Here is a 14441-nt window from a genome sequence, read left to right on the forward strand (position 1 = left end):
CCCCAACCCCCTTTGAACCTTGGGAGTGGACATGACCCGGATCTCCACGGAGCCCGGCACCACTGACGACAGACCCGCCACGGACGACACCCTCACGCCGTCCGAGGCAAACCCGCCGAAGAACAAGCTGGACGCCTACTTCAAGATATCGGCGCGCGGCTCGACCTTCGGCAATGAGCTCCGCGGTGGCCTCACCACCTTCATGGCGATGGCCTACATCCTGCTGCTCAACCCGATCCTGCTCGGCGGCGCCGACAAGAACGGGGTGCACCTGGACCACGCGCAGCTCACAACGGCCACCGCGCTCGCCGCAGCCGTGACCACGATCCTGCTCGGAGTGGTCGGCAACGTACCGCTGGCCGCGGCGGCCGGACTCTCGGTCTCCGGCGCGATCTCCGCGATCGTCGTCCCGCACACCACCTGGGAACAGGCCTTCGGTCTGTGCGTGATCTACGGTCTGGCCATCGTGCTGCTGGTCGTCTCCGGTCTGCGCGAGAAGATCATGAACGGCATCCCCCTGCCGATCAAGCACGCGATCACCATCGGCATCGGCCTGTTCATCGCTCTGATCGGTCTGAACAAGGCGGGCTTCGTCTTCCAGGGCAAGGGCCCGCTGCTCTCGCTCGGCCCCACCGGTGAACTGTCCGGCTGGCCCGTGCTGATCTTCTGCATCACCCTGCTGACCATCTTCGTGCTGCTGGTCCGCAACACCCGGGGCGCGATCCTGATCGGCCTCGCGGCCGGCACCGTGATCGCCTTCGTCGTGAACGCGGCCGCCGGTCTGGACGACAAGGTCTGGGGCCTGCAGGTGCCCAAGTGGCCCGGCGACGGCCCGGTGGCCGCCCCCGACTTCGGCCTCTTCGGCCACGTCGACCTGTTCGGCGCCTTCGGCAGCCAGGGCATGGGCGCCATCTCCGCCTCGGTCGCCGTCTTCACCCTGGTGCTGGCCGGCTTCTTCGACGCGATGGCCACCATCATCGGCGTCGGCACCGAGGCCGGTCTGGCCGACAAGCAGGGCCGGATGCCCGGCCTGAGCAAGGCGCTCTTCGTGGACGGTGCCGGTGGCGCCATCGGCGGCCTGTCGGGTGCCTCCGGGCAGACCGTCTTCGTCGAGTCCGCGACCGGCGTCGGCGAGGGTTCCCGTACCGGCCTGGCCTCCGTGGTCACCGGCGGTGTCTTCACCCTGATGCTCTTCTTCACCCCGCTGGCCGGCATCGTGCCGGTCCAGGTGGCCTCGGCCGCCCTGGTGGTGATCGGCTCCATGATGATGAGTCAGGCCCGGCACATCGACTGGTCCGACCGCGAGGTCGCCATCCCGGCCTTCCTCACCTGCGTCCTGATGCCGTTCACCTACAGCATCACCGCCGGTGTCGCGGCCGGTGTCGTCACCTACTGCGTGATCAAGGCAGGCCGCGGCAAGTGGCGCGAGCCCGGTCCGCTGATGTGGATCCTCACCGGTGTCTTCCTGATCTACTTCGCCTTGACTCCGATCAAGGCCTGGCTGGGAGTTCACTAGTACCAGAGCCGCTGTGCGGGGGGTCAGCCCTCGCACAGCGGCTGGTCCGTTCCACCCCCTCTTCTTCCGTTGGGAGCCCCCGAAATGCAGGACATCGCCGAGCAGCTGCTGGCCTGGCACTCCTCCGGGCGCTCCTTCGCCGTGGCCACCGTGGTCGGCGTCTCCGGCAGCGCGCCGCGCGACCCGGGCGCAGCGCTCGCGGTGGACGCGGACGGCGAGGCGATCGGCTCGGTCTCCGGCGGCTGCGTCGAGGGCGCGGTGTACGAGCTCTGCCAGGAGGCGATCGCCTCCGGCACCCCCGTCCTGGAGCGGTTCGGCTACAGCGACGAGGACGCCTTCGCGGTCGGCCTCACCTGCGGCGGCATCCTGGACGTCTTCGTCCAGCCGGTGGTCCCCGGCGCCGACCCCGCGCTCGACGCGGGCATCACCTACATCGCCTCCGGCACCCCGGTCGCGCTGGCCCGGATCGTGGCCGGCCCGGCCGCCCTGCTCGGCGCCACCGTCGCGGTCACCGCCGACACCCACCACGGCTCGCTCACCCCGGCCCCCTCGACCACGTTTCTGCTGGAGCGCGCCGCCGTCGCCGAGGCGCGGGCCATGCTGGACGCGGGCCGCACCGGGCAGCTGGTGCTCGGCCTGGACGGCCGCCCCTGCGACGATTCCGACCAGGGCACGGTCACCTTCTTCATCGAGTCGTACGTGCCCGCGCCCCGGATGCTGGTCTTCGGCGCGATCGACTTCGCGGCGGCGGTGGTGCGGATCGGTAAGTTCCTCGGCTACCGGGTCACCGTCTGCGACGCCCGTCCGGTCTTCGCCACCGCCCGGCGCTTCCCCGAGGCCGACGAGGTGGTGGTCGACTGGCCGCACCGCTACCTGGAGTCCCAGCTCACCGCCATCGACGGCCGGACCGTGCTGTGCGTGCTGACCCACGACGCCAAGTTCGACATCCCGCTGTTGGAGCGCGCCCTGCGGCTGCCGGTCGCCTTCGTCGGCGCGATGGGCTCCCGCAAGACCCACCGCGACCGCAACGCCCGCCTCCGCGAGGTCGGCCTGACCGACGCCGAGATCGGCCGGCTGCGCTCCCCGATCGGCCTCGACCTCGGTGCCCGCACCCCCGAGGAGACCGCCGTCTCGGTCGCCGCCGAGATCGTCGCCCACCGCCGCGGCGGCTCCTGCCTCCCGCTCTCGGCCGGCGACGGCCCGATCCACCACGACCTGGCCCGCGCCGCCGCCGAGGAGAGCACGGCCACTGCCGCCTGACTCACCCGGATGGCGGCCTCCGATGGCGCGCGAGACGCTGGTACGCAAGGACAGGCCGACGAAACCCGCCGACCCGTCACCGCCCCCCAGGTGACGAAAGGTGCCAGGACCATGCGCACCCTCATCCAGGTCGAGTTCGACACCGAAACCGCCAACCGGCTGATCGCCGACGGCACCATGCCCAAGGCCCTGCAGGGCATCATGGCCTCCCTCAAGCCCGAGGCCGCGTACTTCGCCCCCACGGCCGGCCGCCGCTGCGCCTACCTGTTCGCCGACCTCCCGAACGAGTACTCCCTGGTCCCCCTGCTGGAACCCCTCTGGGAACTCAACGCCGAGATCAGCATCACCCCGTGCATGAACGCCGACGACCTGGCCAAGGGCCTGGGCATCCTCTCCGGCAGCTGAGCCGGCGTCAGGCGTTCCGCAGCTCGGCGTTCATCGACCGCCGGACCAGCGTCCGGGCGGTCTCGGCGTCGGCTGCCGTCCGGGCCAGTTCGGCCAGCTCCCGGCAGTCGCGGAGGGTGTGCGCGGCCAGCGCCGCGCGGACGGCGGGCAGGCAGGACGGCGCCATCGAGAGGCTGCTGACGCCCAGTCCGACCAGCACCAGAGCCAGCTCCGGATCGGCGGCCGCCTCGCCGCAGACCCCGACCGGCCGGCCCGCCGCCGTCCCGGCCGCGGCCGTCGCCGCCACCAGGTCGAGCAGCGCGGGCTGCCAGGGGTCGAGCAGTGCGGCCAGCGGAGCGAGCAGGCGGTCGGCCGCGAAGGTGTACTGGGACAGGTCGTTGGTGCCGATGCTGAGGAAGTCGCAGACCTCGGCCAGCCGCCCGGCCCGCAGTGCCGCCGCCGGGACCTCGACCATCGCCCCGGCCAGCGGCAGCCCGTGCGCCCGTACCCGGACGGCGAACTCCTCGGCCTCACGCGGCACCGAGACCATCGGCGCCATCACCCACACCTCGGCCGCAGTGCCCCGGGCCGCCGCCGCGCCGGCGGCCCACAGGGTTGTCCGCGCCCGCGTCCAGCGTGCGGACCACCACCTTGCGCCCCGCGAACGCCTCGAACACCCGCCGGTACGCGGCCGTCTGCTCGGCCGGGCCGGGGGCTTCGGCGCGGTCCAGGAAGAGGAACTCGGTGCGGAACAGGCCCACCCCCTCGGCATCGGCCGCGGCCGCCCCGTCCAGTTCGGCGAGCGCGCCGAGGTTGATGAGCAGGCCGACGGGGTGCCCGTCCGCCGTCCGGCCGGGGCCGCTGACGCCGCGCTCGCGTTCGCGGCGGCGCTGCTCCCGCTCCGCCGCCCGCCGCACCGAACCCGGCTCGGGGTCGACCTCGACGATGCCCTCGGCGCCGTGCAGCAGCACCGGTTGACCGTCGGTCAGCCCGGCCGCCCCGGCGCAGCCGACCACCGCCGGCAGGCCGAGCGCCTTGGCCAGGATCGCGGTGTGGCTCGTCGGGCCGCCCCGGACGGTGACCAGGCCGAGCACGACGGCCGGGTCGAGCAGCGCGGTGTCGGCGGGCGCCAGGTCCTCGGCGACCAGCACGTACGGGTGGCCCGGGTCGGGTAGGCCGGGAGTGGGCAGGCCGAGCAGCCGGGCCACCGTACGGTCCCTCAGATCGTCCAGGTCGGCTGCTCGTTCGGCCAGGTAGCCACCGGCGGCGGTGAGCAGCGCGCGGAACTCCACGTAGGCGGCGGTGACGGCGTGCGGGCCGTCGGTGCCCTCGGCGACCAGGGCGGCCACCCGGTCCAGCAGGGTGGGGTCGGCGGCCATCAGTGCCTGCGCCTCCAGCACCTCCCCGGCCACTCCCCCGGCCAGCTCGGCCCGGTCGGCGAGTTCGGCGGCCACCTCCCGGACGGACCGTCGGACGGCCGCCGTCTCGGCCGCGGGGTCGGCGACCTGCCGGGGTGCGGGCAGCGCGGGCGGCGGTGCCATCCGGGCCACCGGCCCGGCCGCGCTGCCGGTACCGACACCCATCCCGTCGAGCAGCCGGCTCACCGGGCGGCCGGGGCGTCGTGGTCCTCGGTGATCAGCGCGGCCAGCTCGGCCAGCGCCTGGTCCGCGCCCTCGCCCACGGCGGTCAGCTCCAGCGCCTCGCCCTGCCTGGCGGCCAGCGCCAGCACGGAGAGCAGGCTGCGGGTGTCCACCGCGGTCTGCCCGGGACGGGCCAGCGTGACCCTGGCGGTCTGCCGGGCGGCGGCCTGGACGAGCAGCGAGGCCGGGCGGGCGTGCAGCCCGCTGGCGGAGCCGACGGTGACCTGGAGCTGAGGCATGAGGGTCCCCTAGATGTGGTTTCGGGCCCGTTACGGGTGGATTGCTGTTGGTTCTACGCCCGATTCCGTGCGGGTGTCAACACAATCGGGCAGAAGTCTCGATCTGTGAGCATGTCCGATTGGGCGTCCGAAAATCTTTGCTTTCCGGCGGCCCGCGCGTATCGTCCTGGTTGACCAGACGGAAACGGACACGAAACGGATCTGATCCCACATGTACGCTCCGGAGCGCCAGCAACAGATCCTGCTCCTCGCCCAGGAACACGGCCGGGTCGACGTCCCCTCGCTCGCCGAGGAGTTCGGCGTCACGCAGGAGACCGTCCGGCGAGACCTGAGCGCGCTCGACAAGGCCGGGCTGCTCCGCCGGGTGCACGGCGGCGCGCTCCCGGCCGGCGGCCTCCACCTGGAGCCCGGCCTCGCCGAACGCGACTCCACGGCCGCCCCGGAGAAGGAGCGGATCGCCCGCGCCGCCCTGGAACTGCTGCCCACCGAGGGCAGCCTGCTGCTGGACGCCGGCACCACCGTCTCCCGGCTGGCCGCGCTGCTCCCCCTGGACAGCACGCTGACCGTGGTCACCAACGCCCTCCCGGTCGCCGCCCGGCTGGCCGACCACCCGGACCTGACGCTCCATCTGGTCGGCGGGCGGCTCCGGCACCGTACCCAGGCCGCCGTGGACGCCTGGGCGCTGCGCGACCTGGCCGACGTGCACGCCGACCTCGCGGTGGTCGCCACCAACGGCTTCGGGCCGGAGAGCGGCCTGACCACCCCCGACCTGGCCGAGGCCGCCGTCAAGCGCGCCATGATCGCCGGGGCGGGGCGGGTGGTGCTGCTCGCCGACTCCTCCAAGTACGGCAGCCGGCAGTTCGCCCGCTTCGGCACGCTCCGCGAGGTGGACGTGCTGGTCACCGATACCGGCCTGACGGACCAGCAGGTCGCAGAGATCGAGAACCTCGGACCGGAAGTGATCCGCGCATGATCGTCACCATCACCCCCAACCCCAGCCTGGACCGCACCTACGAACTACCGGACCTGGCCCGGGGCGAGGTCAACCGCGCCACCACCGACCGGGTCGACCCCGGCGGCAAGGGCGTCAACGTGGCCCGCGCGCTCACCGCCGCCGGACACCGGGCGGCGGCCGTGCTCCCGCTCGGCGGCTTCTCCGGACTGCTGCTCTCCGACCTGCTGCTCCGTCAGGGCATCGAGGTGGCCAGCGTCCCGGTCCGCGGCGAGACCCGGATCAACGTCTCGATCGTCGAGGGCGACCACACCCTCACCAAGATCAACGCGCCCGGCCCGGAACTCAGCGCCGAGGAGTCGGCGGCCCTGCTCGCCACCGTCCGCCGCGACTACACCGGCCCGGACATCGACTGGCTGGCCTGCTGCGGCAGCCTGCCGCGCGGCCTGACCCCCGACTGGTACGCCGACCTGGTCGCCCAGGTCCACTCCGGCGGCGCCCGGATCGCCCTCGACACCTCCGGCCCCGCACTGCTCGCCGCCCTTCGGGCCAGGCCCGACGTGGTCAAGCCCAACCGCGAGGAGCTCGCCGAGGCGGTGGGACGTCAACTCGGCACCGTGGGCGAGGCGGTGGCCGCCGCCGAGGAGTTGCGCGCCCGCGGCGCCCAGCAGGTGCTGGCCAGTCTCGGCGCCGACGGCATGCTGCTCGTCTCCGCCGAGGGCACCTGGTACGGCACCGCCCCCGTCGCCACCGTCCGCAGCGACGTGGGTGCGGGCGACGCCTCGCTGGCCGGCTTCCTCGGCACCGGCGGTACCGGCCCCAAGGCCCTCGCCGCCGCCCTCGCCCACGGCGCCGCCGCCGTCCAACTCCCCGGCAGCGCCATGCCCACCCCCGCCGACCTCACCCCCGACCAGGTCACCGTCACCACCGACATCCCCCACACCCGGCCCCTCACGTAACAGGTTCGGCCGGCCCAGGTGCTCCGCTCCCGCTGCGCGCCCACGCGGCGGAGCCGCACATCGGCAGAGCCCCGCGCCCCTGGGATCACCGAACTCTCAAGGACCCCCGATGAGACTGATCACCCCCGCCCTCGTCGACCTCTACCTGGCCCCCGCCGACAAGGACGACGCCCTCCGCTCGCTGGCCCAGCGGCTCGTCGCCGAGGGCCGCGTCACCGACCTCGACGGCTTCCTGGCCGACATCGCCGCCCGCGAGGCCCAGGCCCCCACCGGCCTCGGCGACGGCATCGGCATCCCGCACTGCCGCTCGGCCCACGTCACCGCCCCGAGCCTGGCCTTCGGCCGCAGCTCACAGGGCATCGACTTCGACGCCCCCGACGGCACCCCCGCCGACCTGATCTTCATGATCGCGGCCCCGGACGGCGCCGACGACGCCCACCTTCAGATCCTCGCCTCGCTGGCCCGCCGCCTGATGGACCCTCGGTTCACCGGCGCCCTCCGCGCGGCCACCGACCCGACCGAAGTGGCCGCCCTGGTCAACGACGAACAGCCGGAGGAGGCCCCGCAGCAGCAGGAGGGCCCGCTGCTGGTCGCCGTCACCTCCTGCCCCACCGGCATCGCGCACACCTACATGGCCGCCAAGGCGCTCGAACTGGCCGCCGCCAAGGCCGGTGCCCGGATCCAGGTGGAGACCCAGGGTTCCGCCGGGTCGACCCCACTCGACCCGGCGGTCATCGCCGCCGCGCACGCGGTGATCTTCGCGCACGACGTCGAGGTCCGCGACAAGTCCCGGTTCGCGGGCAAGCCGACCATCGACGTCGGCGTCAAGGCCGGGGTCAACCGCGCCGACCAACTCGTCGCCGAGGCACTCCAGTTGGCCACTGTCGAGCCCGGCACGGCCAGGCCCGCGGCCGCTCCCGCGCCCAAGCGCGAGGAGCACTGGGCCAACCGCCTGCGCGGCTGGCTGATGACCGGCGTCAGCTACATGATCCCGTTCGTCGCGGCCGGCGGTCTGCTGATCGCGCTCGGCTTCGCCATCGGCGGGTACGAGATCTCCGCCGCCCCGTCCGTGGTCGGCCACTTCGACTGGACCTCACAGCACAGCTGGGCGGCGATGCTGTTCCAGGCGGGCGCGGCGGCCTTCGGCTTCCTGGTCCCCGTGCTCTCCGGTTACATCGCCTACGCGATCGCCGACCGGGCCGCCCTCGCCGCGGGCATCGTCGGCGGCGCGATCTCGGTCACCGTCGGCGCGGGTTTCCTCGGCGGTATCGCCTCCGGTCTGATCGCCGGTCTGCTGGTGCGCTGGATGGTCCGCCGGAAGGTGCCCTCGTCGATCGCCGGGATCATGCCGGTGGTGGTGATCCCGCTGGTCTCGGTGGCGATCGTCGGGTTCCTGATGTTCGTGGTGATCGGTTCGCCGATCGCCTCGGTGATGACCGCGCTGACCGACTGGCTGAACAGCCTCTCCGGCGCCAACGCGGTCCTGCTCGGCCTGCTGCTCGGCGCGATGATGGCCTTCGACCTGGGCGGCCCGCTCAACAAGGTGGCGTACACATTCGCGGCCGGTGCACTGACCACCGCCGGGTCCGTCCCGGACGCGGGCAGCCTGAAGGTGATGGCGGCCGTGATGGCGGCCGGCATGACCCCGCCGCTCGGCCTGGCCCTCGCCACCACCGTCCGGGGCAGGCTGTTCACCCGCGAGGAGCGGGAGAACGGCAAGGCCGCCTGGGTGCTCGGCGCCTCGTTCATCACCGAGGGCGCGATCCCGTTCGCGGCCGCCGACCCGCTCCGGGTGATCCCGTCCGCGATCGCCGGCTCGATGGCCACCGGCGGCCTGGTGATGGCCTTCGGCTCCACCCTGCGCGCCCCGCACGGCGGCATCTGGGTGCTGCCGCTGATCGGCAAGCCGCTGCTCTACGTCCTCGCCATCGCGGTCGGCACGGTGATCACCGCCACCCTGGTCGTCCTGCTCAAGGGCCTGCGCAAGCAGCCCGCCGCCGAGCCCGAACTGCTCACCGCGACCTGACCCGGCGTCAGCCCTCCCGGCCGGGCACCGCCGCCCCCTCCGTCCCAAGGAGCGGGGCGCCGGCGCCCGGCAGCTGACCCGCCGAACCCCGCTCACCGACGTATGTCGGCAGTACCATACGTTCATGGCACTCAAGCGCACCACGGTCTACGCGGAGTCCGAGGACCTGGCCGTCATCAAGGCTGCCGCCGCCCGCCGGGGGATAGCGGAAGCGGAGATCATCCGCGAGGCGATCCACCTCGCAGCGATGGCCAACCGGGTCTGGGACGAGCCGTTCTTCACCACCACCTACCCCGGCACCGGCTCGATCGGCGCCGAGGAGGTCCGGGCCGAGCAGGCCCGCGCGTACGAGGCCACCAAGCGCGGTCGCGAGTGATCGTCGTGGTGGCGGACACCTCCGGCCTGCTCGCCGCACTCGACTCCACCCACCCGCTCGGCAGCGCCGCCCGGGACGTGCTGCGCGCAGCCGGGACCTTGGTCATCTCCCCGGTCCTGCTCGCCGAACTGGACCACCTGGCCCGCCGGATCCTCGGCCCGCAGGCCGCCCACTCGGCCATCGACGACATCCGTCGATGGGTCCGAGCCGGCCGGGCGGTACTCCCGGAGATCACCGCCGACACCCTGGACACCGCGCAGGCCGTCCGTCTCCGCCATGCCGGCCTGGGGCTGGACCTGGCCGACGCGGTCAACGTCGCGCTCGCCGCCGAGTTCCGCACCGACTGCGTGCTGACGCTCGATCAACGCGACTTCCGGGCGATCCGCCCGCTGACCACCCACCAGGCGTTCCGGATCCTGCCGCACGATCTCTAGGTCATGGCCGCAGGGCGGTCAGGCGGTCAGCGCCGCAAGCTCCGCGTTGGCGCGCTCGGTGACCAGGGCGAGGACGCGGCCGGCGGCGGCCAGGTCCTCGGCGGGGATGTCGCCCCAGACGCGGGCGGTGATGGGGGCGGTCTCCGCACCGAGGGCGGCGAGCAGCTCGCGCCCGGCCTCCGTCGGGTGGAGGTGTGCGCCGTCCTCGACGAGCAGTTGCTTGGCCAGCAGCTCGTCGAGCGTGGCGCGGATGTCGGCCGGATCGGCCTTGAGGGCGCCCCGGACCTGGGCGACGAGTTCGTCCGGAGTCGGCGGGGCGTCGGCGGTGACGGCGGCGCGCAGGACGACCTGGCCCTGGAACGTGGCGCCGTGCTTGGCCAGGACGAACTCCAGAACGCCGCGGGCGGCGTAGTGGGCCAGACCGAGGGCGCGGGCGTCGGCAACGGGTGCAGCGGTGGTGGTCATGGCGTGATCCCCTGAGTTCTCTCGTCGTTCGGCATGGATGGTGCGAGAGGTGCGTCGAGCAGGGCCGTCAGCTCCTCGGTGAACGCCTGCGTCCGCGCGGCGTCGAGACCGCCGAGCGGCTCCAGCAGCTGCTGAAGGAGCTCCTGGACCACCGCGACGGCCTGCCGCGTGACGGTCTGGCCCTGGTCGGTGAGGGCGAGCTGTACGGCGCGCGGGTCGCGGGGATCGCGGGTGCGCTCGATCAGCCCGGCCGACTCCAGGGCGCGCGCCAGCTTCGAGACGTACAGCGCCTCCAGGCCGGTGTGGTCGGCGAGTCGGCGCTGACTGGGCCGTTCACCGGCGCACTGCAGGCCGTACAGCGACGCGACCAGGGAGTACTGCGCGTGGGTGAGGCCCAGTGGAGCCACCGCGCGATCGACCGCGACGCGCCACTTGTTGGCGAGCCGCCACACCAGAAAGCCGGGGGTAGGACCCGGCGCACTCTTGCTCATGTCGAATAGAGTACATAGCTACTATGTCCATGGCTAGGATGATCCCGTCCCCGATCGCTACGGTTGGCGGATGACCGAGACCTGGAACCCTGCCGACACCGGTGTCCTGCTGCTCCCCTCCGGGCGCCTGGTCCGCGGCCGTGCGCTCAGCCGACCCCTCCCGCCCGGCCCGACCCCCGGATACGCGCTGTATCTGCTGGGCCGTCAGCCTCCCGCAACCCCCTGGGAGGCCGGCTGGTTGCACTGGCCGGACTTCCGGCTGCCCGGTGATCGCGGACAGGCCCGGACGCTGCTGGCCGACGCCTGGGCCCGGGCCGGGACCGAACGCGTCGAGGTCGCCTGCGCCGGCGGGCGCGGCCGGACCGGCACCGCGCTGGCCTGCCTCGCCGTCCTGGACGGCGTACCGGCCGACCGGGCCGTGGACTTCGTCCGCCGCAACTACCATCCCCGCGCCGTCGAAACACCCTGGCAGAAGCACTACGTCCGCCACTTCGCCGGCCCCGCCCCTGACGGTCCGTGACGCACCAGGAGGGCCGGGCACCGTGAACATCAGGGTGCTCACCCGGTTGGCCTGGACGGCGATCCGGGTGTCGGCGTCTCCGATCTCGGCGGCCAACTCCTGGGACCGGCTGAGCCATTGGAGGTGGCGGTGGAACGGCCAGCCGCTCACCGAGGGGATGGCCAGGGTGGACATCGCCCGGGCGGCCAGCTCCGGCCGGTCGGTCAGGTCGGCGATCGCCTCGGCGATCTCCTCCCGTCCGGCCACCCCGGCGCCGGCCCGGTTGCGCAGCAACATCCCGGTGTTGAGCCGGAGTTCGCCTCGGACGGCGGTGGGCATCGACTCGCCGGCCAGCACCTCGCGCCGGAACGGCACCGTCCCCGGGCCGGGCCACCCGGTGAGCGCGGCCCGGCTGAGCTTGTGCGCCGGGCGGGCCCGCCGACCGCCGGTGCAGCGCAGCACCTCGGCGAGCAGGGCGGGAGCGGGCTCCTCGGCCGCGGTCGGCTGCCGGACCAGGCTGCCGAGCTGATCGAGGGTCAGCGGCTCGACGCCGAACTCGGTGACAGCGCAGCTGGCTTGGGCCAGGACGCCGGACAGGGTCAGCTCGGCGGCCGGGGACCGGCGACTGGTCAGCACCAGGTGCGCGGCGGGCGGCTGCGCCACCAGATGGCGGAGGAAGCGCACCGTCAGCGGATCGGCCGCGTGCAGGTCCTCCAGTATCAGCACCGGCCCGAGCTCCGCCAGCAGGGCGGTCAACCCACGGAACACCAGGTGGAGTTCACCACCCGTCGGGCCGGCGGCGAGCGGCGGTGGCAGCCGGCCGGACAGCTCCGGGAGCAGGCCGTGCAGCGCGGCGGTGACGGGCGGCAGGGCGGACGGCAGAGCGGGCGGCAGCAGGGCGGCGGCCGGGGCGAGCGCGTCCACCACCGCACCGAGCGGGAACCGGCGCCCGTCCGCGGTGCACCGGCCCGTCAGCACGGGCCGCCCACCGGGCTGCGGCAGGCGGGCCACCTAGCCGGGCACCGGTGTCCGTGGGACGGCCGGCGGAAAGACCCGTGACCCGCCGGGGTTTTCTGGGTGCTCCCGGCGCTTCCGGGCCCGGCGGGTCGGCATCCTCGGTYATCGATGCGGGGGCCACCTTCTCGATCGTCGCCCCGGCACCGCGCACCCCATGGCTCCGACCTACGAAGATCACCTGCCTTTCCGCACCTACCGCCCGCCGGCAGYGGCGCGGCGGACCTCGTGCATGAAGCAGCCGAACTCGACCGCCCGGACGTGCAGCACCGCCACCTCGGGGTCGGCGAGCAGTTCGGCCGCGCCGACGGCGGCCTCGGTGGGCTGGACCAGGCGGCCGCCGAGGATGTGGCCGGCGGAGTCGTAGGCGCGCAGCACCCGGGGGCCGGTGTGCATCGTGGCGGGCCAGCCTTCGGCGGGGCCGGGGCAGGGGGTGGCGTGGATGAAGACCGGGCCGCGCTCGTCGTACGGGCCCGGGTCGGCGCCGGTCTCGGCGGCCCAGCGGGCGAGCGGGGCGTACGAGACCAGGGCGATCCGGTCGCCGGGGCAGGCCCGGGTGAGGCAGCAGCGCAGCGGGGCGCCGCCGGTGGTGTCGACCGACTCGACCGGCGGGCGGCCCGCGTCGTCCAGCTCGCGGAGGCGGGCGCAGGTGGCGGGATCGATGGGGTTGATCTGCAGGTTCATGACTGCCAGCCTGCCGCCGCCGGGCCGGGATGACCGGCGGATTCGCGACGTCGCGTTCAGTCGGTGGTGGCCAGCCGCAGGCCGAAGCCGACCACCACGACGCCGGTCAGACGGTCCATCAGCTTCCGGGCGGCCGGGCGGCGCAGCCAGCCCCGCACCGCGCGGGCGAACGCGACCAGCACGGCGGACCAGACCAGCCCCTCGGCGACGTGCACGCTGGTGAGCAGGACACCCATCGGCAGCTGCGGCGCCCCCGCCGGGATGAACTGCGGGAGCACCGCGACGTAGAAGACCCCGACCTTGGGGTTGAGCAGATTGGTCAGCGCACCCCGGCGCCAGCCGGACCAGAAGCCGCCGCTGCCGGCATCCGGCTCGGGACCGGACAGCGCGCTGCTGCGCAGCATCTGGACGCCCATCCAGAGCAGGTAGACCACCCCGGCCCAGCGCAGCGTCTCGTACGCCAGGTGGGAGGCGGTGAGCAGGGCGCTGATGCCCAGTGAGCTGAGGGTGCCCCAGAGCATGGTGCCGGTACCGATCCCGAGGACCACGCCCCAGGCGCGGACCCGCTCACCGAGTGCGGCGGTCCGCAGGATCAGTGCGGTGTCGAGGCCGGGCGTCAGCGTGAGCAACCCGACGACCAGAGCGAAGGACCAGACTGCCGTGGTTGTCCCCATGCCGGGTCACCCTAGCGGTCGGACCTTCTCCGCCACCGGCCGGTCCTCCTGGACGGTCTCCTCGTACTCGACCTTCTGCCCGTCGGGCAGCGCCCGGTCGACGGCCTCGATCAGGATCGAGTCGTAGTAGAAGGTCAGTTCGGGCCCACCGCCGTCGGGAACGATCGTCCCGTACCCGTGGTCGGTGTGGAAGGTCTGCACGGTGCCGGTGGCCATCTGACGACTCCTCGGGGCGGGGCTTCGGGTGCTCCCCAGGAGTACCAAACACTCCTGCTCCACGACGTTCTGACACGCGGGGCGGCTACGCCCGGGCAGCCCGGGCCCGGTAGGACCGGGCGGCGGCCAGCAGGCCGATGCCCCAGACCAGGAACTGCGGGATCCCGTAGACGACGATCCACGGACTGAAGATCCCGGGCTTGTCGAACCGGGTGGCCAGCACCACGGCGGCGAACGCGGTGTACAGCAGCAGGACGGCGGCGACCGCGAAGGCCGTCACCGCGAGGGTCCGGCGCGGGACCTGACGCCCCGCCAGCAGCGGGACCCGCCGGGGGAACACCAGCCCCCACGGCCGCACCAGACCCACGGCCAGCAGACCCGCCAGCGCGGCCATCCCGTCGAGCACGAACAGGTACGGCCCACCGCCCTCGGCGTACCAGTCGCGGAACCTGTCCGCGTCGGCCCAGAGCGGGACGCCGACCGCCCACACCGTGTGCAGCGGGACGAAGCCGAGCGTCGCGGAGAGCGCGGACGCGTAGGCGGCCCGGACGGCCCACCGGGGCGGCGGCGGGACCTCGGTGGGCGGTACGGCAGTGCTGGCGGACATCGCGT

At 73.5% G+C, this 14441-nt stretch carries 18 protein-coding genes and 1 pseudogene; 11 read left to right on the top strand and 8 right to left on the bottom strand.

Going from position 1 to position 14441, the window contains the following annotated elements; genetic code table 11:
• Positions 1–31: 31 nt before the first annotated feature.
• From ACXJMZ_RS00705 to ACXJMZ_RS00715, 3 genes are all read left to right on the top strand, one after another.
• Positions 32–1516 carry an NCS2 family permease gene (locus ACXJMZ_RS00705; protein ID WP_457027969.1) on the top strand — a complete coding sequence of 495 codons (1485 nt, stop codon included), beginning with the start codon at positions 32–34 and terminating at the stop codon, positions 1514–1516.
• An 84-nt stretch (positions 1517–1600) separates the two neighbouring features.
• Positions 1601–2776 carry an XdhC family protein gene (locus ACXJMZ_RS00710; protein WP_457027970.1) on the top strand — a complete coding sequence of 392 codons (1176 nt, stop codon included), beginning with the start codon at positions 1601–1603 and terminating at the stop codon, positions 2774–2776.
• A gap of 111 nt (positions 2777–2887) precedes the next feature.
• Entirely contained in the window at positions 2888–3181 is a 294-nt protein-coding gene (locus tag ACXJMZ_RS00715) for a hypothetical protein (protein ID WP_457027971.1), read from the top strand.
• Between the two features lie 7 nt (positions 3182–3188).
• Here ACXJMZ_RS00715 and ACXJMZ_RS00720 read toward each other — a convergent pair.
• Positions 3189–4743: pseudogene (locus tag ACXJMZ_RS00720) on the bottom strand (putative PEP-binding protein).
• A gap of 17 nt (positions 4744–4760) precedes the next feature.
• A complete protein-coding gene (locus ACXJMZ_RS00725) occupies positions 4761–5039 on the bottom strand; it encodes an HPr family phosphocarrier protein (RefSeq protein ID WP_457027972.1) in 279 nt (92 codons plus the stop codon).
• Positions 5040–5250: 211 nt separating this feature from the next.
• On the opposite strand from ACXJMZ_RS00725, the gene ACXJMZ_RS00730 reads away from it, so the two are divergent.
• From ACXJMZ_RS00730 to ACXJMZ_RS00750, 5 genes are all read left to right on the top strand, one after another.
• A complete protein-coding gene (locus ACXJMZ_RS00730; protein WP_457027973.1) occupies positions 5251–6012 on the top strand; it encodes a DeoR/GlpR family DNA-binding transcription regulator in 762 nt (253 codons plus the stop codon).
• Positions 6009–6950, top strand: coding sequence for a 1-phosphofructokinase (gene pfkB, locus ACXJMZ_RS00735; RefSeq protein ID WP_457027974.1), 942 nt, complete (start codon positions 6009–6011; stop codon positions 6948–6950). The genes ACXJMZ_RS00730 and pfkB overlap by 4 nt, the downstream gene beginning before the upstream one ends.
• A 109-nt stretch (positions 6951–7059) precedes the next feature.
• Complete coding sequence (locus ACXJMZ_RS00740; RefSeq protein WP_457027975.1) at positions 7060–8976, top strand: PTS fructose transporter subunit IIABC; 1917 nt, start codon at positions 7060–7062, stop codon at positions 8974–8976.
• 124 nt (positions 8977–9100) lie between these two features.
• Positions 9101–9352 carry a ribbon-helix-helix domain-containing protein gene (locus ACXJMZ_RS00745; protein WP_457027976.1) on the top strand — a complete coding sequence of 84 codons (252 nt, stop codon included), beginning with the start codon at positions 9101–9103 and terminating at the stop codon, positions 9350–9352.
• Positions 9349–9786, top strand: a complete 438-nt coding sequence (locus tag ACXJMZ_RS00750) for a PIN domain-containing protein (RefSeq protein ID WP_457027977.1) — start codon at positions 9349–9351, stop codon at positions 9784–9786. The genes ACXJMZ_RS00745 and ACXJMZ_RS00750 overlap by 4 nt, the downstream gene beginning before the upstream one ends.
• A gap of 18 nt (positions 9787–9804) precedes the next feature.
• On the opposite strand, the gene ACXJMZ_RS00755 is transcribed toward ACXJMZ_RS00750, so the two are convergent.
• Positions 9805–10251 (bottom strand): MarR family transcriptional regulator, encoded by a 447-nt coding sequence (locus ACXJMZ_RS00755; protein ID WP_457027978.1) that lies wholly within the window; start codon positions 10249–10251, stop codon positions 9805–9807.
• Positions 10248–10742: a MarR family winged helix-turn-helix transcriptional regulator gene (locus ACXJMZ_RS00760; protein ID WP_457027979.1), complete on the bottom strand. Its 495-nt coding sequence runs from the start codon at positions 10740–10742 to the stop codon at positions 10248–10250. Before ACXJMZ_RS00760 ends, ACXJMZ_RS00755 begins: the two co-directional genes overlap by 4 nt.
• Positions 10743–10812: 70 nt before the next feature.
• On the opposite strand from ACXJMZ_RS00760, the gene ACXJMZ_RS00765 reads away from it, so the two are divergent.
• From ACXJMZ_RS00765 to ACXJMZ_RS00775, 3 genes are read left to right on the top strand one after another with little or no spacing between them, the layout of a single operon-like run.
• Positions 10813–11262, top strand: coding sequence for a protein-tyrosine phosphatase family protein (locus tag ACXJMZ_RS00765; RefSeq protein ID WP_457027980.1), 450 nt, complete (start codon positions 10813–10815; stop codon positions 11260–11262).
• A gap of 22 nt (positions 11263–11284) precedes the next feature.
• Complete coding sequence (locus ACXJMZ_RS00770) at positions 11285–11770, top strand: hypothetical protein (protein ID WP_457027981.1); 486 nt, start codon at positions 11285–11287, stop codon at positions 11768–11770.
• Between the two features lie 47 nt (positions 11771–11817).
• Positions 11818–12300: a hypothetical protein gene (locus ACXJMZ_RS00775; RefSeq protein ID WP_457027982.1), complete on the top strand. Its 483-nt coding sequence runs from the start codon at positions 11818–11820 to the stop codon at positions 12298–12300.
• Between the two features lie 150 nt (positions 12301–12450).
• On the opposite strand, the gene ACXJMZ_RS00780 is transcribed toward ACXJMZ_RS00775, so the two are convergent.
• The 4 genes from ACXJMZ_RS00780 to ACXJMZ_RS00795 all read right to left on the bottom strand — a co-directional run bounded on the left by ACXJMZ_RS00780 (position 12451) and on the right by ACXJMZ_RS00795 (position 14436).
• Positions 12451–12939: a DUF1203 domain-containing protein gene (locus ACXJMZ_RS00780; protein WP_457027983.1), complete on the bottom strand. Its 489-nt coding sequence runs from the start codon at positions 12937–12939 to the stop codon at positions 12451–12453.
• 56 nt (positions 12940–12995) lie between these two features.
• A complete protein-coding gene (locus tag ACXJMZ_RS00785; RefSeq protein ID WP_457027984.1) occupies positions 12996–13613 on the bottom strand; it encodes a LysE family translocator in 618 nt (205 codons plus the stop codon).
• A gap of 6 nt (positions 13614–13619) precedes the next feature.
• Entirely contained in the window at positions 13620–13829 is a 210-nt protein-coding gene (locus ACXJMZ_RS00790; protein WP_457027985.1) for a cold-shock protein, read from the bottom strand.
• Between the two features lie 85 nt (positions 13830–13914).
• The gene (locus ACXJMZ_RS00795; RefSeq protein WP_457027986.1) at positions 13915–14436 is read right to left on the bottom strand and encodes a hypothetical protein; all 522 of its coding nucleotides are present in this window, start codon (positions 14434–14436) and stop codon (positions 13915–13917) included.
• Positions 14437–14441: the final 5 nt, after the last annotated feature.

The organism is Kitasatospora sp. P5_F3, assembly GCF_054049135.1.